The sequence below is a fragment of the Halomonas lysinitropha genome, assembly GCF_902500215.1.
Classification (GTDB): Bacteria; Pseudomonadota; Gammaproteobacteria; order Pseudomonadales; family Halomonadaceae; genus Halomonas; species Halomonas lysinitropha.
On record NZ_CABVOU010000031.1, the window covers coordinates 44728 to 71456 of the forward strand.

General features: G+C 63.9%; 30 protein-coding genes and 1 tRNA gene. 18 read left to right on the forward strand and 13 right to left on the reverse strand.

Annotated elements, in window-relative coordinates:
* Positions 1–73: 73 nt before the first annotated feature.
* The 4 genes from HALO32_RS08295 to HALO32_RS08310 are packed head-to-tail and all read right to left on the reverse strand — an operon-like array spanning position 74 to position 3607.
* Positions 74–955 carry a glycine betaine ABC transporter substrate-binding protein gene (locus HALO32_RS08295; RefSeq protein WP_151443321.1) on the reverse strand — a complete coding sequence of 294 codons (882 nt, stop codon included), beginning with the start codon at positions 953–955 and terminating at the stop codon, positions 74–76.
* Positions 956–1004: 49 nt separating this feature from the next.
* On the reverse strand, positions 1005–1736 hold the full coding sequence (locus tag HALO32_RS08300; protein WP_151443322.1) for an ABC transporter permease: 732 nt from the start codon (positions 1734–1736) through the stop codon (positions 1005–1007).
* Positions 1737–1740: 4 nt separating this feature from the next.
* Complete coding sequence (locus HALO32_RS08305; RefSeq protein WP_151443323.1) at positions 1741–2901, reverse strand: ABC transporter ATP-binding protein; 1161 nt, start codon at positions 2899–2901, stop codon at positions 1741–1743.
* 40 nt (positions 2902–2941) lie between these two features.
* Positions 2942–3607 (reverse strand): ABC transporter permease, encoded by a 666-nt coding sequence (locus HALO32_RS08310; RefSeq protein ID WP_151443324.1) that lies wholly within the window; start codon positions 3605–3607, stop codon positions 2942–2944.
* Between the two features lie 389 nt (positions 3608–3996).
* Between HALO32_RS08310 and HALO32_RS08315 the strand changes: the two genes are divergently transcribed.
* From HALO32_RS08315 to HALO32_RS08345, 7 genes are all read left to right on the forward strand, one after another.
* On the forward strand, positions 3997–4458 hold the full coding sequence (locus tag HALO32_RS08315; RefSeq protein WP_151443325.1) for an SUF system Fe-S cluster assembly regulator: 462 nt from the start codon (positions 3997–3999) through the stop codon (positions 4456–4458).
* Between the two features lie 70 nt (positions 4459–4528).
* Positions 4529–5971: a Fe-S cluster assembly protein SufB gene (sufB, locus tag HALO32_RS08320; RefSeq protein ID WP_151443326.1), complete on the forward strand. Its 1443-nt coding sequence runs from the start codon at positions 4529–4531 to the stop codon at positions 5969–5971.
* Positions 5972–6063: 92 nt separating this feature from the next.
* Positions 6064–6816, forward strand: coding sequence for a Fe-S cluster assembly ATPase SufC (gene sufC / locus HALO32_RS08325; protein ID WP_151443327.1), 753 nt, complete (start codon positions 6064–6066; stop codon positions 6814–6816).
* Complete coding sequence (sufD, locus tag HALO32_RS08330; RefSeq protein WP_151443328.1) at positions 6813–8186, forward strand: Fe-S cluster assembly protein SufD; 1374 nt, start codon at positions 6813–6815, stop codon at positions 8184–8186. The genes sufC and sufD overlap by 4 nt, the downstream gene beginning before the upstream one ends.
* Positions 8187–8189: 3 nt before the next feature.
* Entirely contained in the window at positions 8190–9431 is a 1242-nt protein-coding gene (locus tag HALO32_RS08335; RefSeq protein ID WP_151443329.1) for an aminotransferase class V-fold PLP-dependent enzyme, read from the forward strand.
* A gap of 18 nt (positions 9432–9449) precedes the next feature.
* On the forward strand, positions 9450–10022 hold the full coding sequence (sufT, locus tag HALO32_RS08340) for a putative Fe-S cluster assembly protein SufT (RefSeq protein WP_151443330.1): 573 nt from the start codon (positions 9450–9452) through the stop codon (positions 10020–10022).
* A gap of 20 nt (positions 10023–10042) precedes the next feature.
* A complete protein-coding gene (locus HALO32_RS08345; RefSeq protein ID WP_151443331.1) occupies positions 10043–10825 on the forward strand; it encodes a SanA/YdcF family protein in 783 nt (260 codons plus the stop codon).
* Here HALO32_RS08345 and HALO32_RS08350 read toward each other — a convergent pair.
* The 4 genes from HALO32_RS08350 to HALO32_RS08365 form a co-directional block, all read right to left on the reverse strand.
* Entirely contained in the window at positions 10746–11192 is a 447-nt protein-coding gene (locus tag HALO32_RS08350; RefSeq protein ID WP_151443332.1) for a hypothetical protein, read from the reverse strand. The two genes, HALO32_RS08345 and HALO32_RS08350, sit on opposite strands and share 80 nt — an antisense overlap.
* Positions 11193–11300: 108 nt before the next feature.
* The gene (gene rimK / locus HALO32_RS08355) at positions 11301–12209 is read right to left on the reverse strand and encodes a 30S ribosomal protein S6--L-glutamate ligase (protein ID WP_151443333.1); all 909 of its coding nucleotides are present in this window, start codon (positions 12207–12209) and stop codon (positions 11301–11303) included.
* Positions 12210–12240: 31 nt separating this feature from the next.
* On the reverse strand, positions 12241–12678 hold the full coding sequence (locus HALO32_RS08360; protein WP_151443334.1) for an ATP-dependent zinc protease family protein: 438 nt from the start codon (positions 12676–12678) through the stop codon (positions 12241–12243).
* Positions 12679–12702: 24 nt separating this feature from the next.
* Positions 12703–13728, reverse strand: a complete 1026-nt coding sequence (locus HALO32_RS08365; protein ID WP_151443335.1) for a DUF3549 family protein — start codon at positions 13726–13728, stop codon at positions 12703–12705.
* Between the two features lie 287 nt (positions 13729–14015).
* Here HALO32_RS08365 and HALO32_RS08370 point away from each other — a divergent pair, with 287 nt between their 5' ends.
* Together HALO32_RS08370 and HALO32_RS08375 are read left to right on the forward strand one after the other, a co-directional pair.
* The gene (locus tag HALO32_RS08370) at positions 14016–14348 is read left to right on the forward strand and encodes a YqcC family protein (protein ID WP_151443336.1); all 333 of its coding nucleotides are present in this window, start codon (positions 14016–14018) and stop codon (positions 14346–14348) included.
* Positions 14349–14366: 18 nt separating this feature from the next.
* Positions 14367–14867 (forward strand): gamma-glutamylcyclotransferase family protein, encoded by a 501-nt coding sequence (locus HALO32_RS08375; protein ID WP_151443337.1) that lies wholly within the window; start codon positions 14367–14369, stop codon positions 14865–14867.
* Positions 14868–14937: 70 nt separating this feature from the next.
* Here HALO32_RS08375 and HALO32_RS08380 read toward each other — a convergent pair whose 3' ends face one another.
* The gene (locus tag HALO32_RS08380) at positions 14938–15567 is read right to left on the reverse strand and encodes an OmpW/AlkL family protein (RefSeq protein WP_151443338.1); all 630 of its coding nucleotides are present in this window, start codon (positions 15565–15567) and stop codon (positions 14938–14940) included.
* Positions 15568–15798: 231 nt separating this feature from the next.
* Here HALO32_RS08380 and HALO32_RS08385 point away from each other — a divergent pair, with 231 nt between their 5' ends.
* Positions 15799–16092: a hypothetical protein gene (locus HALO32_RS08385; RefSeq protein WP_151443339.1), complete on the forward strand. Its 294-nt coding sequence runs from the start codon at positions 15799–15801 to the stop codon at positions 16090–16092.
* 187 nt (positions 16093–16279) lie between these two features.
* Here the strand turns inward: HALO32_RS08385 and putP are convergent, their stop codons facing one another.
* From putP to HALO32_RS08405, 4 genes are all read right to left on the reverse strand, one after another.
* Positions 16280–17770 carry a sodium/proline symporter PutP gene (gene putP / locus HALO32_RS08390; protein WP_151443340.1) on the reverse strand — a complete coding sequence of 497 codons (1491 nt, stop codon included), beginning with the start codon at positions 17768–17770 and terminating at the stop codon, positions 16280–16282.
* A gap of 596 nt (positions 17771–18366) precedes the next feature.
* Positions 18367–18738, reverse strand: coding sequence for a hypothetical protein (locus tag HALO32_RS08395; RefSeq protein ID WP_151443341.1), 372 nt, complete (start codon positions 18736–18738; stop codon positions 18367–18369).
* A gap of 201 nt (positions 18739–18939) precedes the next feature.
* Positions 18940–19013 (reverse strand) — tRNA-Gly (locus tag HALO32_RS08400).
* Positions 19014–19388: 375 nt separating this feature from the next.
* Positions 19389–19796, reverse strand: coding sequence for a CBS domain-containing protein (locus HALO32_RS08405; protein WP_151443342.1), 408 nt, complete (start codon positions 19794–19796; stop codon positions 19389–19391).
* A gap of 263 nt (positions 19797–20059) precedes the next feature.
* On the opposite strand from HALO32_RS08405, the gene HALO32_RS08410 reads away from it, so the two are divergent.
* The 8 genes from HALO32_RS08410 (at position 20060) to HALO32_RS08445 (ending at position 26713) form a co-directional block, all read left to right on the forward strand.
* Positions 20060–20575 carry a YqaE/Pmp3 family membrane protein gene (locus tag HALO32_RS08410; RefSeq protein ID WP_151443343.1) on the forward strand — a complete coding sequence of 172 codons (516 nt, stop codon included), beginning with the start codon at positions 20060–20062 and terminating at the stop codon, positions 20573–20575.
* Positions 20576–20660: 85 nt separating this feature from the next.
* The gene (locus tag HALO32_RS08415; protein ID WP_151443344.1) at positions 20661–21530 is read left to right on the forward strand and encodes a carboxylate/amino acid/amine transporter; all 870 of its coding nucleotides are present in this window, start codon (positions 20661–20663) and stop codon (positions 21528–21530) included.
* 63 nt (positions 21531–21593) lie between these two features.
* The gene (locus HALO32_RS08420; protein WP_151443345.1) at positions 21594–22475 is read left to right on the forward strand and encodes an NAD(+) kinase; all 882 of its coding nucleotides are present in this window, start codon (positions 21594–21596) and stop codon (positions 22473–22475) included.
* Between the two features lie 21 nt (positions 22476–22496).
* The gene (locus tag HALO32_RS08425) at positions 22497–23495 is read left to right on the forward strand and encodes a metallophosphoesterase (RefSeq protein ID WP_151443410.1); all 999 of its coding nucleotides are present in this window, start codon (positions 22497–22499) and stop codon (positions 23493–23495) included.
* 184 nt (positions 23496–23679) lie between these two features.
* Positions 23680–24531 carry a rhomboid family intramembrane serine protease gene (locus HALO32_RS08430; RefSeq protein WP_151443346.1) on the forward strand — a complete coding sequence of 284 codons (852 nt, stop codon included), beginning with the start codon at positions 23680–23682 and terminating at the stop codon, positions 24529–24531.
* Between the two features lie 10 nt (positions 24532–24541).
* Positions 24542–24826, forward strand: a complete 285-nt coding sequence (locus tag HALO32_RS08435) for a YeaC family protein (RefSeq protein ID WP_151443347.1) — start codon at positions 24542–24544, stop codon at positions 24824–24826.
* A 43-nt stretch (positions 24827–24869) separates the two neighbouring features.
* Positions 24870–25661: a DUF2797 domain-containing protein gene (locus HALO32_RS08440; protein WP_151443411.1), complete on the forward strand. Its 792-nt coding sequence runs from the start codon at positions 24870–24872 to the stop codon at positions 25659–25661.
* Positions 25662–25714: 53 nt separating this feature from the next.
* Positions 25715–26713, forward strand: coding sequence for a zinc-dependent alcohol dehydrogenase family protein (locus HALO32_RS08445; RefSeq protein ID WP_225809853.1), 999 nt, complete (start codon positions 25715–25717; stop codon positions 26711–26713).
* Positions 26714–26729 lie beyond the last annotated feature (16 nt).

Below are 26729 nucleotides of genomic sequence, written 5' to 3' on the forward strand. Positions count from 1 at the left end.
GGGAAGGCCGCCCGTGGGCGGCCCTCCTTGCCTACTGCGATAGCCTGCATTATGCCAGGCATGGCCTGAAGCGTCACAGCAGCTCGTTTTCCTCGAGGAAGGACTGGGCCACGTCTTCGATGTTCTCGCGCTCGACGTCGACCTGCGCGTTGAGTTCGGCCATGGTGTCGTCGTCGAGCAGCGCCGACAGGGCGTTCATCTGTTCGGCGAGCTCCGGGTTCTCTTCTAGGGTCTCCTGGCGCACCACGGGTGTCAGGGCGTAGGCCGGGAAGTAGCCCTGGTCATCCTCGAGGACACGGAAATCGAAGGCCGGGATACGACCGTCGGTAGCGAAGACCAGACCCACCTCGACATCGCCGTCGCGCAGGGCCGGGTAGACCAGGCCGGAATCCATGCGCTTGACATCGCTGCGCCCGACACTGAAGTCGTAGGCTTCCTGGAGCGGCCGCCAGCCGTCCTCGCGAGCATAGAACTCTGCGTTCAGGGCAAAGGTCAGGCCCTCGCCGTCATTGACCGCCTCGGCCAGGTCGGAAAGAGTGGCGATGCCGCGCTGCTCGGCGTCTTCCTCGCGCATGGCCAGGGCATAGGTGTTGTTGGCGTCAGAAGGCTCAAGCCATACCAGGCCCTTCTCGGCGTCCAGTTCCTTGACCCGCGCGTAGGTGTCTTCGGGCGACAGCCGCTCGGTGACGTCGTTGTAGTTGATCAACGAGGTGCCAGTGTACTCCCAGTAGAGGTCGATCTGGCCATTCTCCTGGGCCTGGCGGAGCACGGCAGAACCCATGCCGGCACGGTTCTCCACATCATAGCCAAGTCCCTCCAGGTACTGGGTGGTCATGTTGGAGAGGATCTGCTGCTCGGTGAAATTCTTGCCGCCAACGGTGATCTCGGCGGCAACGGCAGTGGTCATGGCGCCGGCCATGGCCAGGCCGGACAGGGTGGTCATCAGGCGTTTCATGGGTGCTTCTCCTCGTGTTGCTTGGAATGGTATGACACGGGTCCAGCGATCAGGCGCGCGACGGGTTGACCCCGCGCGGTACCAGCAGGAACGCGACGGTGGCGATCAGGGCATCGACGACGATCGCCAGCAGGGCAGTGGGAATGGCGCCGGCCAGCATCATCACTGGATCGTACAGGTCGATGCCGGTAAAGATCAGCTCACCCAGCCCCCCTGCGCCGATCAGGAAGGCCAGCGGCACGGTCCCCACGTTGATGGTCAGGGCGGTGCGCATGCCCGCGAAGATCACGTATAGGGCGTTGGGCAGCTCCACTCGCAGCAGGCGCTGGGTCGACGACATGCCGATACCCGCAGCGGCCTCCATCAGGGCGGGATCGACGCCCTTGAGCCCGGTGTAGGTGTTGCGGGTGATCGGCAGCAGAGTGGCGACGAACAGGCCGAATACCGCCGGCACCGTACCGATGCCCAGGAAGCTCATGGAGAGCGCCAGCACCGCGAGCGTCGGGATGGTGGTGCCGACGTTGAGCACCTGCATCAGCGATTCCGCCCAGCGAGTCATGCTCGGGCGCGACAGGACGATCCCCAGCGGGATGGCCACCAGGATCGCCAGGCCACCGGAGATCGCTGTCAGCCACAGGTGCTGAACGGCCAGGTACTGCACGTCGGGCAGATAGAAGAGAAAGTCGTCGATGACCCCGCTCGACTGGCTCCATACCCCGGCGAAGAAAATCGCCACCAGCAGGAGTGCCTGCAGGGCCCCTTTCAGGCTCTGGATCGGCATCGGCTCACTCCTTGACGGCGCTGTCGGGATTCCGGCTGGCGGCCTCGTGGGCACGGAAGCGTGAACCGAGGTGATGCGTCATGGCGCGCTGGGTGATCTGGCCATAAACGCGGCCTTCGTCGTCCACGCAGGGCAGCCAGGTGGCATCCTGGGCAAACATCAGCGAGGCCACCTTGCGCAGGTCGTCCTCCAGGGTCACCGTGGCCGGGACGTTCTCGAAGTGGTCGCGGCAGTAGCCCTTGGTGGTGCGCGCCTTGGCGCGGGTGATCAGGCCTACCGGCTGGCGCTGGTCATTCACCATCAGGATGGCATTCTGGTACCCGTAGTCGTCGATTCGCCCCAGCGCCGTTTCCAGGGTGTCGCCGGGGCTTACCGTGGCGATCTCGTCGGAGACCACTTCGTGTACCTTGACCAGGTTGAGCCGCTTGAGCGTGCGGTCCTCGCCAAGGAAGGACTCGACGAAGGCGTTCTTGGGCGCGGCCAGCAGGTCGTCGGGCGAGGAGTGCTGCACCAGCTTGCCCTCGCGGAATATTGCCACCTGATCGCCCATCTTGATCGCCTCGTCGATGTCGTGACTGACGAACATGATGGTCTTCTTCAGTTCCTGCTGCATCTTGAGGAATTCGTCCTGGATCACCGCCCGGTTGATGGGGTCGATGGCGCCGAAGGGCTCGTCCATCAGCATCACCGGCGGGTCGGCGGCCAGCGCCCGGGCCACCCCGATGCGCTGCTGCTGACCGCCGGACAGCTCGCTGGGAAAGCGCTTGAGAAAGGCATCGGGTTCCATGGAGATCATCGCCATCAGTTCCCGGGCACGTTCCCGGTAGCGGGCCTTGTCCCAGCCCAGTAACTGGGGCACCACCGTGATGTTCTGTTCGATGGTCATGTTGGGGAACAAACCGATCTGCTGGATCACATAGCCGATGTTGCGGCGCAGGTCCTGAGTGTTCATGCCGGTGGTGTCCTCGCCGTTGATGAACACCTTGCCCGAGGTCGGCTTCACGATGCGGTTGATCATCTTCAGGGTGGTGGTCTTGCCGCAACCCGAGGGGCCGAGCAGGATGCAGATCTCGCCGCTGGGTACGCTCATGCTGATGTGATCGGCGGCGACCACCGCGCCCTTGGGCGTGTCGAAGACCTTGGTCAGGTTATCGAGTTCGATCATTCGGGTGTCCTTGTCGTCTTGGTCGTCAGGGGGCTCGCCATCAGGCGGTGGAGGTGTCGAGTTCCATACCCCTGGGGGTCAGGCGTTTCTGAACAAAGAGCAGGGTGTAGTCGACGATAATCGCCAGCAGGCTGACCGCCACGGCGCCGACGATCAGCTGGCGCGGATCGGACTGGGAGATACCGCGGCTGATAAAGGTGCCCAGTCCCCCTGCGCCGATATAGGCGGCGATCGCCATCACCCCGATATTGAGCACCACGGCCGTGCGCACCCCAGCCATGATCACCGGCACCGCCAACGGGATCTCCACATAGCGCAGGCGCTGGTTGGGGCTCATGCCGATTCCCCTTGCTGCTTCGCGCAGCGCCGGGTCCACGTTGTTGATGGCGGTATAGGTGTTGCGGATGATCGGCAGCTGGGAATAGAGCAGCACGGCGATCACTGCAGGCAGATAGCCGATGCCCTGACCGATCAACGACAGCACCGGGATCATGATGCCGAACAGGGCGATCGACGGGATGGTGACGATGATCGAGGCGGTGTAGAGCACGCCTTGTGCCAGGCGCTCATTCTTGGTGATGGCGATGCCGATGGGTACTCCGGTGAGGGTGGCGATGCCTACGGCAACACCGACCAGGGAGATGTGCTCCAGGGTGCGCGTGGCCAACAGGTCGATGTTGTCCAGTGCGTAAAGAATCAGTTCCACGTCGTTTCTCCTTGCCAGCCTCGTCCCTTTGCAAGCATAGCGGCCTGACGGCAACCCTGCGGTGCCGGCGTAACGGTATCGCAAGAAGGAGCGAGGGGGCGACGAAATGCCTCACATGAGGCCATCTACCATAGCAGAGCGTTCTATCTATTTGTTTTTCGCCGCATGAGGATGCGCAATGAGAGGAATTGGGAGTGGTGATGCTCCTGGGGGAGTAGTGTGTGTTCGCCATGCCTACAAATGAGATCGATTATCGTTATTGTCGGTAACGTCCGTGAACGTGACGCGATCCTCGCGATTGAACGCTAGGGCTTCACATCAAATTGATACAGGACTAAAATGGTCCCCAATCGAACGTAGGGGGAGATTCGTCCCCAGGGAGGCAAGCCTTGCTCAAGCTTTCGCGGCTGACCGACTATGCCGCCGTGGTGATGGCGCAGATTGCCCGTCACCCGGAGCAGCCTCATGCTGCCGCGGAGCTTGCCGAGGCGGTCCAGCTGCCCCATCCCACGGTCAGCAAGACGCTGAAGATGCTGGTGAGAGCCGGCCTGCTGGAGTCGCGCCGCGGCGCCCAGGGGGGGTATTCCCTGGCACGTCCCGCCTCACGGATCACCGCCAGCGACATCATCTCGGCCATCGAAGGGCCGGTGGCGATGACCGAGTGCAGCCAGGCGGGTGGCGAGTGTGACCTGGCCGCCACCTGCGGGGTCGCGGACAACTGGCAGCGGGTTTCACTGGCCATCAGTACCCTGCTCGACAGCGTGACCCTGGCCCACCTCGCCGACACCAGCCCGATCAAGCTGCCGGTGCAGTTGCCCATACAGAGCGTGAGTCTGGCCGCCGAGGCCTGACGCACCCGAGCATTTCACTACCCGAGGCGAGCCTCGCTCGCCGACCCAACCGCCCGGGAGGGGATACATCATGGCAAGTCAGGAAATGGAACAGCTTGTCCGTCGCGAGTACAAGGAAGGCTTCGTGACCGACATCGAGAGCGACACGGTACCGCCCGGCCTGGACGAGAGCACCATTGCCTTCATCTCGAACAAGAAGGGCGAGCCGCAGTGGATGCTTGAGTGGCGCCTCAAGGCCTACCACCAGTGGCTGAAGATGACGTCGCCCTCCTGGGCGCACCTGGACTACCCGCCCATCGATTACCAGGCGATCTCCTACTACAGCGCCCCCAAGCGTGACGAGGATCGTCCCCAGAGCCTCGACGAAGTGGACCCCAAGCTGCTCGAGACTTACGAAAAGCTGGGCATTCCCCTGCACGAGCGCGCGGCCCTGGCCGGCGTGGCAGTGGACGCCGTCTTTGATTCCGTCTCGGTGACCACCACCTTCAAGGAGAAGCTGCACGAAGCAGGCGTGATCTTCTGCTCCATTTCCGAGGCGATCCGCGACTACCCGGAACTGGTCAGGCAGTACCTGGGCAGCGTGGTCCCTCAGGGCGACAACTACTTCGCGGCGCTGAACTCGGCGGTGTTCACCGACGGCTCTTTCGTCTTCGTGCCTGAAGGCGTGACCTGCCCCATGGAGCTTTCCACCTACTTCCGCATCAACGCCGCCAATACCGGCCAGTTCGAGCGCACCCTGATCGTCTGCGAGAGCCGCGCCCAGGTCTCCTATCTGGAAGGCTGCACGGCACCGCAGCGCGACGAGAATCAGCTGCATGCGGCGGTGGTTGAGCTGGTGGCGCTCGAGGATGCCTACATCAAGTACTCCACCGTGCAGAACTGGTATCCCGGCGACGAGGATGGCAAGGGCGGCATCTACAACTTCGTCACCAAGCGCGGCGACTGCCGCGGTGACCGCTCGCGCATCAGCTGGACCCAGGTCGAGACTGGCTCGGCGATCACCTGGAAGTACCCCTCTTGCGTGCTGCGCGGCAAGGACAGCATCGGCGAGTTCTACTCCGTGGCGGTGACCAACGGCCGCCAGCAGGCCGATACCGGCACCAAGATGATCCACATCGGGGAGGGTACTCGCTCCAGCATCATCTCCAAGGGTATCTCTGCCGGGCGCAGCAACCAGTCCTATCGCGGCCTGGTGAAGGTGGGCCCGCGGGCCAAGGGCGCGCGCAATTTCACCCAGTGCGACTCGCTGCTGATCGGCGATCAGTGCGGCGCTCACACCTTCCCCTACCAGGAGATCGGCAACAGCACGGCCACCGTCGAACACGAGGCGACCACCTCGAAGATCGGTGAGGACCAGCTGTTCTACTGCCAGAGCCGGGGGATCTCCGAGGAGGATGCGGTCAGCATGATTGTCAACGGCTTCTGCAAGGACGTTTTCCAGGAACTGCCCATGGAATTCGCCGTGGAGGCCGAGGCTCTCCTGAACGTCACCCTCGAAGGTGCCGTGGGGTAAGGCGCCGTGTGCGCTTTTCTCGGAATTCGCGAGAAGGTCAACATATTTCAGCAGTCGCAACGGCGGCTCATCACGAATCAAGGGTAGTCAACATGCTCGAAGTCAAGGATCTGCACGTCACGGTCGAGGGTTCCGAGATCCTGAAGGGCCTCAGCCTGACCATCAACGCCGGTGAGATTCACGCCATCATGGGGCCCAACGGGGCTGGAAAGTCGACCCTCTCCGCAGTGATCGCCGGCAAGGACGGCTATGAGGTGACGAAGGGTTCGATCACCTTCGAGGGCCAGGACGTGCTGGAGATGGAGGTCGAGGAGCGGGCCCGGGCCGGCCTGCTGCTGGGCTTCCAGTACCCGGTGGAGATCCCGGGGGTGAAGAACATCTACCTGCTCAAGGCGGCGCTGAACGCCCAGCGTGAGGCGCAGGGCCTAGGCGAGATTCCGGCACCGGAGTTCATGAAGCTGATCAAGGAGAAGGTCGCTTCCATGAAGATGGACACCAGCTTCCTGCAGCGTGCCGTCAACGAGGGCTTCTCCGGCGGTGAGAAGAAGCGCAACGAGATTCTGCAGATGCTGGTGCTGCAGCCGAAGCTGGCGATGCTCGATGAGATTGACTCGGGGCTCGATATCGACGCCATGAAGGTGGTCGCCGACGGCGTCAATTCCCTGCGTGCCGAAGATCGCGCCATCCTGCTGGTGACCCACTATCAGCGGCTGCTCGACTACATCGTGCCGGATCGCGTGCACGTGCTGGTCGATGGCCGCATCGCCAAGAGCGGCGATGCCGATCTCGCCCGCGAACTCGAGAGTCGTGGTTATGACTGGGTGCAGGAGGAGACCGCCGCATGAATGAAGATGTGCAGAGCGATGTGCAACGTTTCCTCGATCGGCTCGATGAGCGCGTTGCCGAGCGCATCGCTGCCCAAGGCGTAGAGCCGAGCTGGATCGCCGCCCGGCGCCAGGCGGGGGCGGCGCGCTTCGAGGCGCTGGGCTTTCCCCACCGCCGCATCGAGGAGTGGAAGTACACCGATGTGCGGTCCATCGCCCGCGGTGACTTCCGTTTGGCCACGGATGCCGACTTTTCTCCGGCCACGGCGGCGAGGCTGACCCTGCCCGTGGAGGCCCACCGACTGACCTTTGTCGACGGCGTCTTCGCCCCGGGCCTTTCGCAGCTCGATGACCTGCCCGGAGGCGTGCAACTGTTGCCGCTGTCCCGTGCCCTCGACGAGAACCACGAGGCAGTGGGCGGCCCGCTGGGCCGGCTTACCGGGGTCGAGTTCTCGCCGTTTGCGGCGTTAAATACCGCCTTCATGGAAGAGGGCGCCGTACTTCGTCTAGCGCCAGGCACCGTGGTGGAAAAGCCGATTATCCTGCAGTTCCTCTCACGCGCGGGCGAGGCGCCGGTGATGAGCCATCCGCGCATCCTGCTCGAGATGGCCGGACGCAGCCAGGCCACGGTCATCGAACATCATGTGGGCGAGGAGGCTGCGGCCAACTTCACCAATCTGGTGGAGGAGATCATCCTCGACCGCGGTGCAATCCTCACTCACTACAAGCTGCAGGAGGCGGCGCTTGCCGACCTGCACGTGGCCAGCATCCACATCGAGCAGGCCCGCGACAGCCGCTACACTTCGTTCAACCTGAACCTGGGCGGTGGCCTGGTGCGCAATGACCTGGTGGCCGAGCTCAATGGCCAGGGGGCCGAGACCAACTTCAACGGCCTCTTCTACGGACAGGGCCGCCAGCACGTGGACAACCACACCCTGGTCAACCACAACGCCCCCAATACCTTTTCCCACGAGAACTACAAGGGCATCCTCGACGACCGTGCCCATGGCGTGTTCAACGGCAAGGTGATCGTCAAGCGCGACAGCCAGAAGATCGAGGCCGAGCAGAGCAATGCCAACCTGCTGCTCTCCGATCGCGCCGAGATCGACACCAAGCCCGAGCTCGAGATCTACGCCGACGACGTCAAGTGCGCCCACGGTGCCACCACCGGCCAGCTCGATGAGGAGGCGGTGTTCGCCCTGCGCACCCGCGGCATCGACCAGCAGACCGCCCGTGGTCTGTTGACCCTGGCGTTCGCCGGCGAGGTGCTGGAGCAGGTCGACCTCGATGCCATTGCCGAGCGAGTCGAGCTGGCGGTGGCGGGCAAGCTCCCCGAGCGCTTCAATCTGGCCGGCCTGGTGGAAACCGCCGTCGCCCTGAACGAGGAGTGAGCCATGGCCGACTTCAGTGATCTGACGCTGGACGTGGCGAGGCTGCGACGCGACTTCCCGATCCTCGACCGGGAGGTCCATGGCAAGCCGCTGGTCTACCTGGACAACGCCGCCACCAGTCAGACTCCGCGCCAGGTGATGGCGGTGTTCGACGACTACTACGGTCGCTACAACGCCAACATCCATCGCGGGCTGCACACCCTGGCCGACGAGGCCACGGCCGCTTTCGAGGGCACCCGGGAGACGGTGCGGGCCTTCCTGAATGCGGCCGAGACCCGCGAGATCGTTTTCACCCGCGGCACCACCGAGGCAATCAACCTGGTGGCCAATAGCTGGGGGCGCGCCAACCTCGGCCCGGGTGACGAGGTGCTGATCTCGCGGCTGGAGCACCACTCCAACATCGTGCCCTGGCAGCTGCTGGCCGGCGAACTGGGATTCACCATCAAGGTGATCCCGGTGGACGACCGCGGTGTGTTGGACATGGCAGCCTATCGCGACCTCTTCACCAAGCGAACCCGACTGGTGGCGGTGAACCATATTTCCAACGCCTTCGGCACGATCAATCCGGTACGCGAAATGGCGCGGGTGGCCCACGAGCACGACGCCCGAATCCTCGTCGACGGTGCCCAGGCCGCTCCCCACCAAGCCATCGACGTGCATGACATCGATGCCGACTTCTATACCTTCTCCGGCCACAAGGTCTACGGGCCTACCGGCGTGGGCGTGCTCTTCGGCAAGGCCGATCTGCTCGAGGCGATGCCGCCCTGGCAGGGGGGTGGCGAGATGATCCAGACGGTCTCCTTCGAGACGCCCACCACCTTCGCCGACATCCCGCACAAGTTCGAGGCAGGGACACCTGCCATTGCCGAGGTGATCGCCCTGGGGCGTGCCCTGCAGTGGGTCCAGGGGATCGGGCTCGAATTGATTGGCGCCTGGGAGGCGCGGCTGCTCGACCATGCCACCGAGGGGATACAGGGCATCGAGGGGCTGCGCGTCCTGGGCACTGCGCCGGACAAGGCGGGCGTGCTGTCTTTCGTGGTCGACGGGGCGCATTCCCAGGATATCGGGCTGCTGATCGATCAGCTCGGGGTGGCGATCCGTACCGGCCATCACTGTGCCCAGCCATTGCTGGCGCGGTTCGGGGTGGACGCTACCTGTCGTGCCTCTTTCGCCGCCTACAATACGCCCGAGGAGATCGATGTCTTTGTCGAGGGGCTCGAGCGTGTCATCGGCATGCTGCGCTGACGTCTACCAAGGAGCGACATGAGCGATATCGAGCAGATTGCCACCCTCCACAAGGGCCAGCAGCTGCCCCTGCAGCGTGACGTCGAGGGTATCTCCATTCCCTTCGGCAAGACCGTGACCCTGCCGGAGGACAGCGTCGTCAGCGTGATGCAGGCCAAGGGGAGTACGGTCAGCGTGGGCTTCGAGGGGCGCCTCTATCTGATCGAGGGAGCCAATCTGGATGCCCTGGGCCTCGAGGCGCAGCCGCGGCCGACGCTGCCCGAGGATGCCTCGGAGGAGGAGATCGAGCAGTTCGTGTGGGAGCAGCTGCGAACCTGCTTCGACCCCGAGATTCCGGTCAATATCGTCGACCTGGGTCTGGTCTATGGCTGTCGCATCGAGCGGCTGATCAATGGTGATCGCATCGTCACCATCCGCATGACGCTGACGGCGCCGGGCTGTGGCATGGGTGACGTGATCGCCGCCGATGCCCGCAACAAGATCCTCGGCGCCCCGCAGGTCAGCAAGGTTCATACCGAGATCGTCTTCGATCCCCCCTGGAGTCGTGAGATGATGAGCGACGAGGCCAAGCTGGAGCTCGGAATGTTCTAGCGCCTCCTCCGGGGAGAGTGATGCACGGACCGTTGTGGAAGGTCTTCAAGGCGGTACTGATGTCGCTGGGAGCGCTTGCGCTCCTGGCGGCGCTACTGTTCGTGTTGGCCAACTTCTATGTGCTGGGTCGCACCCAGGGAAAGATCGAGGACGAGCTGTCGCGTTGTGGTAGCGAGACCGTGGGCATCGTGTTCGGTACTTCCCACTGGACGCGCAGCGGCTCACGAAACCCGCACTTCGAGGGGCGGATGGATGCGGCGGCTAATCTGATCCAGCTTGGACGGGTCAATCATCTGCTGATTTCCGGTGACAACAGCACTCGCTATTACAACGAGCCGGTGACCATGTGGCGTGATCTGCGGGGCCGCCATGTACGTGACGGAGACATGACCCTGGACTATGCCGGCTTCAGTACCTTCGACACCCTGGCGCGGGCGCGTGATGTGTTCGGCGTGGAGCGGGCGCTGCTGATCACTCAGGGTTGGCACCTGCCACGGGCGTTGTTCATCGGCGAGGCGCTGGGGCTAGAAGTGAGGGGCTGTGCGGCGCCGGAACATACGGCGTCCGGGCTCTGGCGGCTCAAGTTGCGGGAGTGGGTAGCTCGGGTGGCCACCCTGGGGGATCTCTACCTGTGGGAGCGCAAACCGCATTTCCTTGGGCCGCTCGAACCCCTGCAGATCATGCCTCGGGAGCGTGATCGTCTGCTGCTCCCTCCGGGAATGTTCAATGCTTCGGGCCCTGCTTCTGGAGGCGATACAGCTCGCGGATCAGCGCCCGACAGCCCTTCCAGCACTCCTCGATGACCGGTTCCATCGGTTCGGGAAGGGGATGGGTGAACAGCGTCGAAAGCGCCTGCATCAGCACCCGTTCCTGTTCCAGCAGTTCGCCGATCACCACCTGGCTCTCGTTGCCGACAAAACTCTTCAACCGGCTCCACAGCCACATGTAGTCGTCGCGTTCGACATCGGCGTCACGGGGCAGCAGGTTGAGGTGCTTGCGCGACAGCTCCTGGAGCTCGTGCATCGATGTCGCGCGAGCTTCGTAGTGGGGCTTCAGAGTGTCGCGCAGCGCGGGTCTCAGGCGCTCCAGGTTGTCCTGAAAGTAGTCGATGCTGTCGGCCATTGCCTCGAGGGCACTGTCCATCGCCACCTGGCGATTGTCGAGAAACATGAGCGTTCACCTCCTCCGGTGACGCAGATTGTGGGGCTCCCGCTCCCTATTTGCCACCCCCGGGGCTCAATAATTTGCCGGCCGCCCGTTAGCCCTTAGGCTGAAGTATCAGCCCTTGGGACGGGGCGGAACCTTGTGTCGATGAGCGGCATTCTTCTCGAGATGTTCGATGACCAGACCGGCGATGTCCTTGCCGGTAGCCTTCTCGATGCCCTGCAGCCCCGGCGAGGAGTTGACCTCCATGATCACCGGGCCGTGGTTGGAGCGCAGCAGGTCGACGCCGGCCACCCGCAGTCCCATGGCCTTGGCGGCGCGAATCGCCGTGGAGCGTTCTTCCGGGGTGATGCGAATCGTGGTGGCGCTACCCCCCCGATGCAGGTTGGAGCGAAACTCGCCCTCGGCGGCCTGGCGCTTCATCGAGGCCACCACCTTGTCACCGATCACGAAGCAGCGGATATCGGCACCCTTCGCTTCCTTGATGTACTCCTGCACCATGATATTGGCCTTCATGCCCATGAAGGCCTGGATCACGCTTTCGGCGGCCTGATTGGTTTCGGCCAGGACGACCCCGATGCCCTGGGTGCCTTCCAGCAGCTTGATGACCAGCGGAGCCCCTCGGACCATGGTGATCAGATCGGGAATGTCGTCCGGGGAGTGCGCGAACCCGGTGATCGGCAGCCCCAGTCCCTTGCGCGAGAGCAGTTGCAGCGAGCGCAGCTTGTCCCGGGAACGGGTGATGGACACGTTGTCGTTGAGCACATAGGTGCCCATCATCTCGAACTGGCGCAGTACCGCACAGCCGTAGAAGGTGATCGAGGAGCCGATGCGCGGGATCACCGCGCCGAAGGACTCGAGTTCCTCGCCCTTGTAGTGAATCGAGGGGTGATGCGAGGCGATGCTCATGTAGCAGCGCAGGGTGTCGACCACCCTTGCGGTGTGGCCTCGCCGCTCGGCGGCCTCGATCAGGCGCCGCGTGGAATAGAGGTTGCGGTTGCGGGATAGCAGCGCGATATGCATTCAGGGCTCCAGGGTCGGTGGCCGGAAAGGGTCAGGGTTCACCATGCAGGAAGGCCACACCAGGCGCGACCAGCAGGCGGCGCAGGGCTCGGCGGCCCAGCAGCATGGGGTGGCGCATATCGCGCCGATCGGTCAGGCTCAGCTCCACCGGGAACGACAGTGTGCCCAGTTGCATCGTCGTGCGGATCACGAAGCGCCACTCGGCCTGGCCGTTGGAACTGGTCACCCGCCGGCGGTCATGCAGGTGCATGCGGTGCACATGGGCCGGGGTGCTTGGTCCGCCGCTGCGGGTCGTGAAGCTGACCCAGAGTTGGTCGTCCTCTTCGTAGGACTCGATGTCCTCGGCATGTAGCGCCGAGGTTCGGGCGCCGGTATCGGCCTTGGCGCAGAGCGTCAGGTGCAACTCCGGCAAGGTGACCATCTCACGGCGACCGATCACCGCCATTGGCGTATAGGGCAGTTCTCTCATCATTTCGCTCCCAGGTCTCTGCACTCAGCGTGACAGGCCAGCCAGACGGCGGCCGATGGCGGAGTCCTTTTCGGCCGCGCGCAGGGTCATCAGCAGCGGCAGGCGCAGTCGAGGGATCAGCGCCAGGTCACGGGCCACTGCCGTGAAGTCCGACCCGGGCGTTTCGGCCAGCCGGGTCAGGAAGCGGGGCAGGCGCTCGGCATCTTCCAGGTGGTGCCAGCCGCGTCCGGCAATGGCCGCCAGCAGGTCGGGACCACAGGCGTCCGGGTCATCGAGCAGCTCATCGAACCAGGCGCCGGCGAGCTCGAGCGAAGCGCCGCTCATGGCGCGCACGCAGGCGCAGAAAATCTCGATATCCCCCATGCGGCTTGCTGCCTCCCCGCGACGGCGTAGCGCGCGTGCCAGGTCGTCGGAAATCGCCACATGCTCCAGACAGTAGCACAGCGGGACCAGCACCTCGCCAGGCAGGGTGTCGAGGCGTGCGGCCAGCGTCCGGCTCGAGGTCGCGTCGAGGCGCACCGCGAAATCGGCCAGGCCCTGCAGGCCAAGGGCTCGCCAGTCGATCTCCTGCTGACCGCTCAGATAGGCCTCTGCCGGCTCGAGATGCTGGCTGGCGGGCAGTCTCGTATCCAGGCTGGCGCGAGCATGCAGCATGGCCTGGAAGGGCAACGCGGGGGTGAAGGCCAGGGGATTGTCTTTCATCAGATTGTCGATCTGAGAGCTCTCTGCGCGCCCCAGGCCCTGCACGCTGTGGCCGAGGGTTTCCAGGAGGCGCTGCACGAAAGCGTCCCGCGGGGCCGGGACGAGATGACCCTGTTCGTCCAGCGGCAAGGCCAGGAACCAGATCAGCGGGTCTTCCAGGTCTCCCAGGCGGAACACCATGGCCAGGCGAGCCGTGCCTTGCCAGGGGGCCGGCCACGCTTGTTCGCCGAGCTCGAAGGCGGCCAGGGTATCGAGCGCGCAGGGCTCGACCCGCCGTCCCAGGTGGTAGAACCTCACCTCGGCACCGCTGCGCAGGAAGAAATCGTGAAGGCTGTGGATCGGTTGCATGCTCTCTCCGGGTCAGGAACCGTGCACTCTACCGCGGCGTCGGGGTGCTGTCAGCCGCCCGAGAAAACCATCATCGCCGTCTGCTGCTGGTCAGTTGTTGACCAGTCCTGCTCATGGCCCATGGGAAGCGGCCAGGGGAGACCTTTCCAGTGTTTATCCACAGGCCCGTTCAGGATATCTGTGCACTGTGCACAAGATGGCCGGCCAGGCAGTGGAAGGCCCCGCGGGGTGGCCAGCGGCGGGGCCGAACGGAGATAATGACTCTACATGCACCGAAGAGACTGCCCATGACCGTTCACGACGAACTCGGCACCGCCCTGCGCGAGCTCGAGGCCACCATGAAGGCCGCCAACCTGTGGCGCATGGAGCGACCCGAGCCGGACGCCTTCCACAGCGTCCAGCCGTTCTGCATCGACACCATGACGCTCCCCCAGTGGCTGCGCTTCGTGTTCATCGTGCGCCTGGAGGCCCTGGTCGAGTCGCGTTCGCCGATGCCGGCGACCTGCGACGTCGCCCCGGCGGTGGACGCCTGGCTGCAGCAGGAAGGGGCACGTGCCAGCGACCGGCTGCTGATGAGCAAGGTGGTCGAGGAGATCGACCGGTTGGTCACCGAGAACTGATACTGTCGGAATCCTGAGATGCCTTACTACTTTGCCTATGGCAGCAACATGAACCCCGAACGGGTCGCGGCTCGGATCGGCGCGACCCGCAGGGTGCTGGCTGGCGTGCTGCATGACCATGCGCTGCGCTTCGACAAGGCGTCCCGAGTGGCGGGCATCGCCCACGCCAACGTGTTGCCCCGACAGGGCGAGCGCGTGGAAGGGGCGCTGTTCGAGCTCGAACATCCCGCCCAGATTCGACACATGGATCGCTTCGAGGGCTATCCCCAGGAGTACGGTCGTCACCGCCTGCCGGTGGCGACCCGCGAAGGGGCGATCGACGCCTGGGTCTATATCGCCGCGCCGGGAACCACCGCTGAGGCGTTGCGTCCGGCGCGAGAATATCTCGAGCACCTGCTGGCCGGAGAGCCCTTCCTCAGTGCCGCCTATCATGCGCGCCTCTCCGCGGTGGAGGCGGTCACCGGGCTCGATGACACGAGCCTGGCGGCACTCGGGCTCTCGCGGCATTCTCCGCGCTAGCTAGCCCCCGGCCGATGTCAAACGCGAGAAGGCCCGCCTTTCGGCGGGCCTCCTCGCGTCGGGCGGGGGATCAGAAGCGGTAGCTGAGGCCCGCCATCACCACCAGCGGATCGATCTCGACCGTGCCGATATCGGATCCATTCAGGCTGGCATCGGTATCGATATCGATATACCAGGCGGCGGCGTTGAGCGCCCAGTTGTCGTCGATCAGCAGATCGACGCCCAACTGACCGGCGGCACCCCAGGAATCGTCCAGGTCGAGCTCATCCCCGGTGGCGATCTCCTCGTCGGAGAAGAGGGTGTAGTTGATGCCGATGCCGGCATAGGGTTGAACTCGAGCCGCGGTGCCACCCAGCGGGTAGTACTGCAGGGTCAGGGTCGGTGGCAGGTGGTTCGTCGAGGCGAGATTGGCGCCGTTGAGCTCGATGTCATGATCGAAGGGTTCGGCGGCCAGCAGTTCCACGCCCAGCTTGTCGGTAGCACGATAGCCCAGGGTAAAGGCGAAGGCGCTATCATCCCGAACATCAACGTCGAAGGCGCCATTGGCCAATGAGCCGTTGTCGCTGGTGGGTTCGACCTTGGCCACGCCCAACCGGGTGAAGAAATCACCGGCTCCGTAGGCGAAGGCCTGGGTGCTGGTAGTGAAGGCGGCCGCAGCGATGCCGGCGGCGAGCAAGGTGGGAAGAGCGATATTGCGCATGTTTCAACTCCTGAATGACAAATGTGCGGCCGCTTGCCGCCAGCCATGTAAGGTGTCCCCAGTCTATCGTTTCGGGGTCGAAGCGTTATTGATCCAGCGCAAGCTTTATCTGTCATGCGAATGAAAGAGTGGATGGTAAGACGCTGTCAGGGTCGGATGGCATGCCTTGTTTGGGCTCGCATCTCTGCCGTGAATCGTCTTGACTGGAAATAGGCGAAAAGGAGAGCCGAGATGGAGACCGAAACACGTCGACGCCTGCCCGGCGTGACCCTGGGGGCGATGCTGCTGGCGGCGGCGCTGGCGCTTTGGTTGCTGTGGCAGCCCGACCTGATCAGCACCTTGCCGATGGCACTGCGCCTGCCGCTGATCGGGCTGGGAGTCTGGGCGCTGGGTGCGGCCTTCATGGCGGCCATGGGGCTGGAGGCACACCGCTACTGGTTGCGGCGGATGACCACACCTCCCTGGAGTCTTATAGCGCTAGGGGCTTTCACCCTGGTGCTGCTGGTGCGGGCGGCCATCGTCTGACCCATCAGGCAGGGTGCCGCTGCCAAGCTGATGGAGAGCCGGAAAACAGGAAAGCCGCCCAAGGGCGGCTTCCTGCGTGTGCACCAGACAGTCGCGCACTGCGATGCCTGGTGGCCCGTTAACGGCAAGGGCTCCCGGAGGAGCCCTTTCACTAGCTTCAGTGCGTTAGACGCGCTCTCGCGCTCTGTTAGCGACTGATCTGCTGATACTCACCGGCGTCGACAGTCACGCTGCTCACCACCAGAATGGCGATGAAAGCAGCGATGAAGCCAGGAATGATCTCGTACACGCCGGGACCTCCCATGAACGAGGCGTTCCAGCCCAGCGAGATCCAGAGCATGACGGTGACGGCACCCACCACCATGCCCGCCAGGGCGCCAGCGCCGTTGGTGCGCGACCACATCAGCGACAGGATGATCAGCGGGCCGAACGCCGCACCAAAGCCAGCCCAGGCGTTACTGACCAGCCCCAGAACCTGAGAGGTCGGATCGGATGCAATGACGGCGGCAACAAGACCCACCACAACGACGCTGATCCGGCCAACGGCGACGACCTCCTTCTCCGTCGCCTCCTTGCGCAGGAAGAGGCGGTAGAAATCCTCAGTCAGTGAGGAGGACGACACCAGAAGCTGACTGGAAATGGTGCTCATGATCGCCGCCAGCAACGCCGCATAGAGGAAGCCGGTGACCAGCGGATGGAACAGCAGGTTCGCCAGGATGATGAAGATCGTTTCCGGATCCTGGACATCCATGCCGTTGCGTACTGCATAGGCACGCCCGAAGATACCAAGAGAGATCGCGCCGATCAGGGAGATGAGCATCCAGCTCATGCCGATGTTACGGGCAATGGGAACATCCTTCTGAGACCGGATGGCCATGAAGCGCACGATGATGTGCGGCTGCCCGAAGTATCCCAGACCCCAGGTCACCGCAGAGAGCCAGCCGACAATGGTCAGTCCCTCCGTCCACGAGAGAAGTGTAGGATCTACCTCATTCAGGGTCTGTGAGGCCTGGGAGAAACCCCCGCCACCCTCGCCAAAGAGCACCACCGCCGGCATGATCACCAGGGCCAGCATCATGATGCAGCCCTGCACGAAGTCCGTCATGCTAACGGCCAGGAAGCCGCCAACCACCGTGTATACAAGCACCACGCCCAGTGTGATGAAGACGCCCGACGCGTAGTCGCTCATGCCACCAATGTTGAGAACGCCGGAAAACGCGCTTTCGAACAGCTTGCCGCCTGCCACCAGGCCTGAGGCCGTGTATACCGCAAAGAAGATCACGATGACGATAGCGGATACCGTTCTCAGCGGAATGGCCTGAGTCGGGAACCGATTTCCCAGGAATTCCGGAATGGTGATCGCATCATTATAGTGAAGCGTCTGCTCGCGAAGGCGAGGTGCGACAAGCGTCCAGTTGAAGAACGCACCCACGAGCAGGCCGATACCGATCCAGGCAGACCCCAGACCCGATACGAACATCGCCCCGGGGAGGCCCAGCAGCAACCAGCCGCTCATGTCCGAAGCGCCGGCCGACAGGGCCGCGACCTGTGGACTGAGCTGTCGGCCACCCAGCATGTAATCCTCAGAGGTGGACGTGGACTTGCGCATTGCATAAAAGCCGATGGCGATCATGAGCGCAAAGTAAGCGAAGAGACTGATCCAGACACCTATAGCCATAAAACTTCTCCAGTTCGTCAGGACGGAGCTAGCTCCGACAGGTCAGCGCGTCTACCGTGCAACACCGGTAGCGCCCCGCTTTATTTGTTAATTTCGTATTCTATTCACGCAACTAGGCGCTACAGCCTGTGACGCCAGACCTTGTATCTCGGTGCTCACCTCCTGTCGTTCCGTTCTTGTTTTTCAATGCCTTAAAAGCAAAGTGCCCTTCAATCCTTTCCGGTGCCTGCTGGCAACATTGATACGTTGCCTCCTGTGGCTGATGTATGGATAGTTCACTCCACTCTGTCGCAAAGCGTAGCAGGAAACTCGGGCCACCTGTCCTTCGTTGGGTCTTTGCCCGGGGAGCAGGAGCCGCTGAGGCGGGTCCGGTCCGAGATGAGCGAGGGGGTCGACCGGCAGGTTAGCTCATGCGGGACACCGGTCACCTTCGGAAGGGGTCTCCTTAAGTTCGATCCCTACCCGAGAGAAATCAGGGGAATGATAGTGGACAGCGGCGTCGAGGGGACTCTGTCGGATCGCACTCGTCATGAACCCTGCTCTTTCGGTTAATGCTACATGACATCATATCGTTCCGGGGTCAGATTCAACGTTCCTTACTCGCTTTGCTTCCGTTTCACGAGATCGGTGTGGGCCGCAAGATGGTCGCGCAGAGCGGCAAACTCCTCCTGGCCGGTGGCGTCGAGTAGCGGTTTTCCTCGGGTTGCACGGCCATGGCGCCCGTGTTCCTCCATCAGCCGCTGGGCGCGGCGACGAATCCCCTCAAGATAGTCGTCATGGCGGATCGGGTAGCCGATGATGGCGTTCCATTCGGTTTCGCTGACGCGACTCTCCAGTGCCTTGTCGAACAGATCGAGAAGCTGCTCGGGTTCAGTGCGGTATCGCGGGGTGCCGGATAGCATCAGCAGGGCGATCATGCCGCCAAAGATGGCCAGGCAGACAACGAGGACCAGCAGGAAGAGGGCCATGGTTCGCGACTCCGGATGGCCGGACCCGAAGACTGCCAGGCCCGGTGATGCGGTGTATGCCTAACGAAACATACACGACGCCCTGTTCGAATCACAGCCATATCACGACGATATGTCGTGATGTGCTGCGACAGGGTCTTGAGAAGAATCAGGAGCTTGCCGGAAGGAGGTGTCGCTGGAAGACGTTCGATGACAGCCGGTTGGAGCGGGTGAAGGGAATCGAACCCTCGTCTTAAGCTTGGGAAGCTTCTGCTCTACCATTGAGCTACACCCGCAAGGCGACTTCTACAGTAAAACCAGGCGCTTAGCCTTTGCAAGCAGTCCTGGATCTTTTTTGCCCTCTCCGCGCTAAGTCGCTGTTTTTCTCCTGTCTTGCCGTGAGTTACGAGGGCCTGGTGGGCCTGGAGAGCGGCCCGCTACCGAGATTTTTTAACTGCCTGGCGAACTTTTCTCCGCGGCGCTGTCTGAATGAGGGTAGGCAGCAACGCGATAGCAGTCGCTAACACTGTTGCCTTAGCTTGCACTTTCGATCTTGCCGCCCCATTCCTCATGGGGCGGCTTTTCTTTGTGTCCGGCATCCACTCTGTAAACGACGAGTAAACGACGACACCCGGCGCCGGGCCGGGTGTCGAGGGGGTGACTAGCGGGGATCAGGAGTGGCGCATGCGGAGCAGCGCACTGAGCACGTCGCGTCGGGTGACGATGCCCACCAGTCGGCTCTGTTCGACCACCGGATAGACCTTGGGCTTGGCGCCAAGCATCTCCTGGGCCAGGTCGGTAATGCTCTTGTTGGGGGCTACCGAAAGCACTTCGTTGCGCATCAGTTCCCGAACCAGCGGCGGCTCATCGTTGAGGTAGGAGCTTTCCAGCACCTTGCCCATCACATCCTGCTCGGAAATAAAGCCGATCAGATGGTCCCGCTCATCCACCACGGGTACCCCGGGCAGGCGATGAAGTGCCAGGCCCTCGGCCAGAGTGGAGACCGAGGTCTTGCCGGTGACCCGGTAACAGTCGCGTGACATGATCTCGCGCACGATGGTAGGGGCCTTGGTGGGCATGGCGTGTCTCCTTGTGCCGGACGGTAATGACCTCTGAGCCTTTGCCAGCGATACCTTAGACGGCATGGGCTTCAGTCGTATCTCGTTTCAGCATAGCCGACTCGCGATACTCGCCGAAACGTGAGCCGCCAACGTTTCTTCACGCTGGGCAGGGCCTTGGGCTCCGGTCAGGAACCCGACCCCGGATCCCGGCTCCAATGTGGCACACTCTGGAAAACGGGCCGGCCGTGGGGCCGGCCTGCAACGTTCAATGGAGTTGCCTCATGGATGCACGGGAGTACATGGCCAGAAAGGGGCTGGATGGAGAGCGTGATCAGGAGCGCCCCAACACCCTGGAGGAGAAGGCATGGTCGCGGGCACGGGAAGCCGGCGAGCAACCCCCCCGCGCGGGGACGCCCTTCGACTGGGAGGAGTGGGAGCGCTACCACGAGACCCTGGCCGAGGGAGCCGAAGAGCTCGACCAGAAGATCGATCACGAGGCTCATCGCCAGGCACTTGAGCACGGGTCACGAGAAGCCGTTGGGCATTTCACGCCGGCGGCCGGTGACCAGGTCCGGGTCGACCGAGAACAGACATCGCCTGCCCCGCCCGAGAGCGAGGCAGCTGCTGCCGAGCCGCGGCTTGCCCTGCATGCCCTGGCGGTGCTGCTTCCGCCCCTGGGTGTCGGCCTTTCTCGTGGTGGTGGAGCCCGGGTAATGGTCAGCCTGGTGCTGACCCTGCTGGGCTGGTTGCCCGGAGTCGTGCATGCGCTCTGGTGGCTACGCCACTCACGGCGCTGATGGAGCAGTTCGCGCTCGAGGGCTTTGCTCAGCGCAGTCGATGAGTATAATCCTCGTCAACCCCACTACTTACCAGGAGTTGACCTTGGGCCTTCTCGTCGGTGTCACCGTCCTATGGGCATTCTCATTCTCGCTGATCGGCGTCTACCTGGCCGGCCAGGTGGACAGCTACTTCGCTGTCCTGATGCGGATCGGCCTGGCCGCCCTTGTTTTTCTCCCCTTCCTGCGCCCTTCGCTGCTGCGCGGCCGCCAGCGGCTGGCGCTGATGGGGCTGGGAGCGGTGCAACTGGGCGTGATGTATATATTCTTCTACCAGTCCTTCCTGCTGCTCTCGGTGCCGGAGGTGCTGCTGTTCACCATCTTCACGCCGATCTACATTGCACTGCTTGATGATGCCCTCTTCGGTCGCTTCACGCCCTTCTATCTGCTGACCGCCTCGCTGGCGGTGCTGGGCGCGGCCGTGATCCGCTATCAGGGGCTCGACAGCGGTTTCTGGGCGGGTTTCCTGGTGGTTCAGGGAGCCAACCTCTGCTTTGCCCTGGGGCAGGTGGGCTATCGACGCCTGTCGGCAGGACTGCCCGAAGCCCTGCCGCGCCACAGCGTGTTCGGCTGGTTCTACCTCGGCGCCCTGGCGGTGGCCGTGCCCGCCTTCGCGCTGCTGGGCAATGCCGCCGGCCTGCCCACCACCGGGGTCCAGTGGGGCGTGCTGCTGTGGCTGGGGCTGGTGGCCTCGGGTCTTGGCTACTTCCTCTGGAACCTGGGGGCCACCCGGGTCGATGCTGGCGCCCTGGCGATCATGAACAATGCCCTGATTCCCGCAGGCCTGCTGGTCAACCTGGTGATCTGGAACCGCGACGCCGACCTCGTGCGCCTCGCGCTGGGCGGTGCCATCATCGTCGGCTCGCTGGCGCTCAACGAGTGGTGGCTCAAGCGCCGCCGCCTCGAGGCCGCCTGACCGCGTTTGCTCGCCTCGTGGCCAGTCGCCATAATGAGCGGCCGCGAAGCGAGAGGCCTGCGAATGCCAACCTTCAAGAACATCGGCCTGATCGGCCGCCTGGGCAGTGCCAAGGTGGTCGATACCCTCAAGCGCCTGATCCGCTTCCTCGACGCCGGTGGCTACCATGTGATCATCGAGGACAGGACCGCCACTGTGCTGCTCGACCATGGCCATCCCGAGGCCAGTCGACGGCTGCTCGGCGAGCTCTGCGATCTGGTGATCGTGGTTGGTGGCGACGGTAGCCTGCTCGGTGCTGCGCGTACCCTCTGCCAGAGCGGTACCCTGGTGCTGGGTGTCAATCGCGGGCGGCTGGGCTTCCTCACCGACATCTCACCCGACGAGATCGAGGCGCGCGTCGGCGAGGTGCTGGAGGGCCGCTATGAGCTCGAGGAGCGCTTCCTGCTGGATGCCGAGCTCTACCGGGACGATGTCCAGGTCGGCAATGGCGATGCCCTTAACGAGATCGTTCTGCACCCGGGGAAGGCGGTGCGCATGATCGAGTTCGAGCTGTTCATCGACGACCAGTTTGTCTACAGCCAGCGCAGCGACGGCCTGATCATCGCCACCCCGACCGGCTCCACGGCTTATGCGCTTTCCGGCGGTGGACCGATCATGCACCCCAGGCTGGATGTCATCACCCTGGTGCCGATGTTCCCGCATACCCTCTCGAGCCGCCCCATCGCCATCGATGCCGCTAGCGAGATCCGCATCCATATCGGCGAGACCAACCAGACTTATCCGCATATCAGCTGCGATGGCCAGACCCGCGCGGTGGCCAAGCCCGACGATGTTCTGGTGATACGGCGCAAGCCGCGGCGGGTCCAGCTGGTGCATCCACTGGGCCACAACTTCTACGAGGTCCTGCGCAGCAAGCTGGGCTGGAGCAACCGCCTGGGGGATTGAGGTAAGGTGAGCAAAGTGAGCATGCAAGGCGGTCTCGAAGGCTATGACTTGATCGGCGATGTGCACGGCTGCGGTGCGACGCTGGGCTCACTGCTCGATCGTCTCGGCTATCATCAGCGTGGCGGGGTCTACCGCCACCCGCGACGCAAGGTGATCTTTCTCGGCGACCTGATTGACCGGGGTCCTCGCATTCGCCTGGCGGTCACCATCGCACGGCGCATGGTGGAGGAGGGCGAAGCCCATATCGTCATGGGGAATCACGAGGTCAATGCCCTGGCCTACAGCCATCGCGCTCCCGGAAGCCCTGGGTACGAGTGGCTGCGCGAGCACTCGCTGCGCCATAATCGCATCATCAAGGAGACCCTGGAGCAGTACCGCGACCATCCGCAGGAATGGGAGGAAGCACTTGCCTGGTTTCTGGACATCCCGCTGTACCTGGAACTCGACGGCTTGCGGGTGGTGCATGCCTGCTGGGACCAGCCACTGGTGGAGGAACTGCGGCGCGAGCATCCCGACGGGCGAATCGACGAGGCTTTCCTGGCCGCCTCGGCGGTGCCCGGCACCCTGGCGTTCCGTATTCTCGACCGCCTGACGCGTGGTACCCATGTGCCCCTGCCGGAGGGTGTGGAGATCCAGTCGGGCGACGGCTTCACGCGGCGTAGCTTCCGGGCCCATTTCTGGGCTCGTGAGCCGCAGACCTGGGGCGATGTGATCTTCCAGCCGGACAACCTGCCCGGCGACCTGGAGAATCGTGAACTCTCCCCCGAGGAGCGTTCGTATCTGAGCTACTATGGGCCCGAGCAGCCACCGCTGTTCATCGGCCACTACTGGTGCGAGGGTATCCCGGCGCTGCCCGCCGCCAATATTGCCTGTCTGGACTACAGCGCGGTCAAGTTCGGTCGTCTGGTGGCCTACCGCTGGAGCGGTGAATCGAGGCTCGATGCCGATCACTTCGTGTGGGTCCGCGTGCCCCGCGAGGAGCAGGCTCGGCCGCAGCCTTGGGAGATCGATTTCGATTGATACATCTTGTTACGAAAAAGACGTGGCATCGGATTGAACTCTCGCCAACTCAGGTCATCAGAGTAGATGTTCCCTTGAATGATCCCTTGCTCTTGTCCGGCGGCCCCCTCCGCCGGACTTTTTCTTTGCGTGACCGGTACGCGCCATCACGCCATGCTCGCCAACTGTCACTGACGGAGAGGCCATGTATCGGGTAATCCTGCTGCCCCATGATGTCGACACCCGTGAGCTGCGACGCGCCCTCTGGGCCCACCGCATCGGGCATCGCGTCACCGAGGAGAGCGATGGTCAAGTGCTTTGGCTGGTGGACCCCGAGCAGCACGACGCCATGCTCAGGCTGCTCGAGCGCTGGCGGCAGGGGAAGCCGCTGATGCCCGAGCAGGCGCCGGCGACGAGTCGTTCGCCCGGCGAGTTGCTTGGCCCCTTTCGACAGGTGCCCGTGACGTCCTTCGCGCTGGCGCTGTGCCTGGCGGTCTTCGCCGCCATGGGAGTGCTCGGCGATGGCGTAGTTGCGGCACTGACCATCGTGCCGGTGGTCGTGGCCAATGGCGGCCTGGCCTTCGGCAACCTCGGTGAGGCCCTTGCCTCGGGTCAGGTGTGGCGGCTTCTGTCACCGGCTTTCCTGCATTTCGGCTGGATGCACCTGATCTTCAATATGCTGTGGCTCTGGTACTTCGGTCGCCAGGTGGAGGCGCTGCAGGGCAGTACCAGAATGCTGACGCTTCTGCTTGTCGCCGGCGTCGGGGCCAACCTGGCCCAGTATGCCACCGGGACCGTGCTGTTCGGCGGCATGTCCGGCGTCGACTTCGCGCTGCTGGCCTATGTCTGGCTGATGTCGCGGCGCGCGCCGCACAGCGGCTTCTTCGTGCCTCAGATGCTGGTGGTCTTCATGCTCGGCTGGCTGGTCTTCGCGATGACCGACATGGCTGCCATGGTGGGGTTCGGCAACGTGGCCAACGAGGCCCACCTGGGCGGGCTGGTCGTGGGCCTGGCACTGGGCTGGTATCATTCCGGTCGTGCCCGCCGACAATCCTGAGAGACCCGTCATGAGCGAGATGTCCTTCGATCGCATGATCCAGCAGATGACCCCGTCCATTTACGAGAGCCTCAAGCGGGCCGTGTCGCTGCGCAAGTGGCCGGATGGCCGGATGCTGACAGCCGAGCAGACCGAGCTGTGCCTCGAGGCGGTGATGCGCTACGAAGTGGAGAACCGGGTCCCCGAGGAAGAGCGCGTCGGCTACCTGGAGCGGCGTACTTGCGGAAGCGCCAGCAGCGGGGCGGGCGTGTCCCCTGAACGTTCCGGCCTGGCCCGGGACGCCAGCCGTGACTGAGTCGATCGATGCTGCCACGGCGCTGCAGGGTTGCCTGAGCAAGATGGCCGTCGAGCCGGGGGCTCCGGCCCGCTATGTGCTGCGGGCCGGCGAGGCCCGCCTGGACCTCAACGCCCGCCTCGGCAAACCCATGCGCCTGGAGTGGACCGGCGCCATCGCCTGCACTCACTGCGGCCGGGCCACGAAGAAGAGCTTTGCCCAGGGTTATTGCTACCCGTGCTTCAAGCGGCTCGCCCAGTGCGACACCTGCATCATGAAGCCGGAGCTGTGCCACTTCTTCGAAGGTACCTGCCGCGAGCCCGACTGGGCTGAGCGCCACTGCTTCCAGCCCCATGTGGTCTATCTGGCTAACGCCTCCGGTCTCAAGGTGGGGATCACCCGCGCCAGCCAGATGCCGACCCGCTGGCTCGATCAGGGGGCCGTGCAGGCCCTGCCCATCCTGGAGGTGGATACCCGCCAGCAGTCGGGCTTCGTTGAGGTGCTGTTCAAGGAGGCCGTCTCGGATCGCACCAACTGGCGAGCGATGCTCAAGGGCGAGACTCGGGCTCTCGATCTGGTGGCCGAGAGGGACCGCCTGCTGGCGCGCCTTGACGCCGGTCTGGCCAACCTGCGTGAACGTTTCGGAGCCGACGCCATACGTCCCCTAGACACGTCACCCTCAAGCTTTGACTACCCTGTGCTCGAATTCCCCACCAAGGTGGTCTCCCACAACCTGGACAAGCATCCCGTGGTGGCCGGCGTCCTGCAGGGCATCAAGGGCCAGTACCTGATTCTCGACAGCGGCGTGATCAATCTGCGCAAGTTTACCGGTTACGAGGTCAAGGTCTCTGCTTGAAGGCCGGGCTATCCTGCGGGCAGTGAATACGTTCAGCAGCAGGAGGAAAGTCGATGAGTGAGTCCATGCGTGCCATGGTGCTTCATGCGCCGGGCAAGCCACTTGAATTGGAAGAGGTGGCGCGCCCCGCGCCAGCCCCCGGCGAGGTGCAAGTGCGCGTGCTGGCCTGCGGGGTCTGCCGGACGGACCTTCATGTCCTAGATGGCGAGCTCTCCGAGCCCCGCCTGCCGCTGATCCCGGGCCACGAAGTCGTCGGTGAGGTGACCGCGCTGGGAGAGGGTGTTCAGGGGCCGGCCCCGGGCACCCGGGTCGGGGTGCCCTGGCTGGGATGGACCTGCGGCGAGTGCGATCCCTGCCGGGCCGGCCGCGAGAATCTCTGCGAACGGGCCGAGTTCACCGGCTATACCCGCGACGGCGGCTACGCGGAGTACTGTGTGGCCGATGCTCGCTACTGCTTTCCGCTGGATGTCGAGGATCCTCAATCCGCCGCCCCGTTGCTGTGTGCCGGCCTGATCGGCTACCGCACCTGGCGGCTGGCCGGTGGCGAGACGAACCGGACGATCGGCATCTACGGCTTCGGTGCCGCGGCACATATCCTGGCCCAGCTCGCCGTTGAGCGGGGGCAAACGATCTATGCCTTCACTCGCCCGGGCGATGACGAAGCCCAGGCTTTCGCGCGCCGGCTGGGCGCGGCCTGGGCGGGGGGCAGCGACGAGGCGCCGCCCGAACGCCTGGACGCCGCGCTGCTCTTCGCCCCGGTGGGTGAGCTCGTTCCTGCGGCGCTGGCCGCGGTGCGTCCCGGCGGGGCGGTGGTCTCCGGAGGCATCCACATGTCCGACATTCCCTCGTTTCCCTATCGCCTGCTCTGGGAGGAGCGCCGCCTGAGCTCGGTGGCCAATCTCACCCGGCGCGATGGCGAGGAGTTCCTGGCGCTCGCCCCCGAGGTGCCGATCCGCACCGAGACCCGGGCCTACCCCCTGGAAGAGGCCAATCAGGCGCTGGAGGACCTGCGCGAGGGGCGGCTTTCCGGCGCCGCAGTGCTGGTTCCCTGATCCCTTCCCATGGCTA

Excerpts from the sequence above, each read along its gene's own strand:
- HALO32_RS08295 (WP_151443321.1), bottom strand. The coding sequence starts at position 955 with ATGAAACGCCTGATGACCACCCTGTCCGGCCTGGCCATGGCCGGCGCC.
- HALO32_RS08300 (WP_151443322.1), bottom strand. The coding sequence starts at position 1,736 with ATGCCGATCCAGAGCCTGAAAGGGGCCCTGCAGGCACTCCTGCTGGTG.
- HALO32_RS08305 (WP_151443323.1), bottom strand. The coding sequence starts at position 2,901 with ATGATCGAACTCGATAACCTGACCAAGGTCTTCGACACGCCCAAGGGC.
- sufB (WP_151443326.1), top strand. The coding sequence starts at position 4,529 with ATGGCAAGTCAGGAAATGGAACAGCTTGTCCGTCGCGAGTACAAGGAA.
- sufC (WP_151443327.1), top strand. The coding sequence starts at position 6,064 with ATGCTCGAAGTCAAGGATCTGCACGTCACGGTCGAGGGTTCCGAGATC.
- sufD (WP_151443328.1), top strand. The coding sequence starts at position 6,813 with ATGAATGAAGATGTGCAGAGCGATGTGCAACGTTTCCTCGATCGGCTC.
- HALO32_RS08335 (WP_151443329.1), top strand. The coding sequence starts at position 8,190 with ATGGCCGACTTCAGTGATCTGACGCTGGACGTGGCGAGGCTGCGACGC.
- sufT (WP_151443330.1), top strand. The coding sequence starts at position 9,450 with ATGAGCGATATCGAGCAGATTGCCACCCTCCACAAGGGCCAGCAGCTG.
- HALO32_RS08345 (WP_151443331.1), top strand. The coding sequence starts at position 10,043 with ATGCACGGACCGTTGTGGAAGGTCTTCAAGGCGGTACTGATGTCGCTG.
- HALO32_RS08350 (WP_151443332.1), bottom strand. The coding sequence starts at position 11,192 with ATGTTTCTCGACAATCGCCAGGTGGCGATGGACAGTGCCCTCGAGGCA.
- rimK (WP_151443333.1), bottom strand. The coding sequence starts at position 12,209 with ATGCATATCGCGCTGCTATCCCGCAACCGCAACCTCTATTCCACGCGG.
- HALO32_RS08360 (WP_151443334.1), bottom strand. The coding sequence starts at position 12,678 with ATGAGAGAACTGCCCTATACGCCAATGGCGGTGATCGGTCGCCGTGAG.
- HALO32_RS08365 (WP_151443335.1), bottom strand. The coding sequence starts at position 13,728 with ATGCAACCGATCCACAGCCTTCACGATTTCTTCCTGCGCAGCGGTGCC.
- HALO32_RS08370 (WP_151443336.1), top strand. The coding sequence starts at position 14,016 with ATGACCGTTCACGACGAACTCGGCACCGCCCTGCGCGAGCTCGAGGCC.
- HALO32_RS08375 (WP_151443337.1), top strand. The coding sequence starts at position 14,367 with ATGCCTTACTACTTTGCCTATGGCAGCAACATGAACCCCGAACGGGTC.
- HALO32_RS08380 (WP_151443338.1), bottom strand. The coding sequence starts at position 15,567 with ATGCGCAATATCGCTCTTCCCACCTTGCTCGCCGCCGGCATCGCTGCG.
- HALO32_RS08385 (WP_151443339.1), top strand. The coding sequence starts at position 15,799 with ATGGAGACCGAAACACGTCGACGCCTGCCCGGCGTGACCCTGGGGGCG.
- putP (WP_151443340.1), bottom strand. The coding sequence starts at position 17,770 with ATGGCTATAGGTGTCTGGATCAGTCTCTTCGCTTACTTTGCGCTCATG.
- HALO32_RS08395 (WP_151443341.1), bottom strand. The coding sequence starts at position 18,738 with ATGGCCCTCTTCCTGCTGGTCCTCGTTGTCTGCCTGGCCATCTTTGGC.
- HALO32_RS08405 (WP_151443342.1), bottom strand. The coding sequence starts at position 19,796 with ATGCCCACCAAGGCCCCTACCATCGTGCGCGAGATCATGTCACGCGAC.
- HALO32_RS08410 (WP_151443343.1), top strand. The coding sequence starts at position 20,060 with ATGGATGCACGGGAGTACATGGCCAGAAAGGGGCTGGATGGAGAGCGT.
- HALO32_RS08420 (WP_151443345.1), top strand. The coding sequence starts at position 21,594 with ATGCCAACCTTCAAGAACATCGGCCTGATCGGCCGCCTGGGCAGTGCC.
- HALO32_RS08425 (WP_151443410.1), top strand. The coding sequence starts at position 22,497 with ATGCAAGGCGGTCTCGAAGGCTATGACTTGATCGGCGATGTGCACGGC.
- HALO32_RS08430 (WP_151443346.1), top strand. The coding sequence starts at position 23,680 with ATGTATCGGGTAATCCTGCTGCCCCATGATGTCGACACCCGTGAGCTG.
- HALO32_RS08435 (WP_151443347.1), top strand. The coding sequence starts at position 24,542 with ATGAGCGAGATGTCCTTCGATCGCATGATCCAGCAGATGACCCCGTCC.
- HALO32_RS08440 (WP_151443411.1), top strand. The coding sequence starts at position 24,870 with ATGGCCGTCGAGCCGGGGGCTCCGGCCCGCTATGTGCTGCGGGCCGGC.
- HALO32_RS08445 (WP_225809853.1), top strand. The coding sequence starts at position 25,715 with ATGAGTGAGTCCATGCGTGCCATGGTGCTTCATGCGCCGGGCAAGCCA.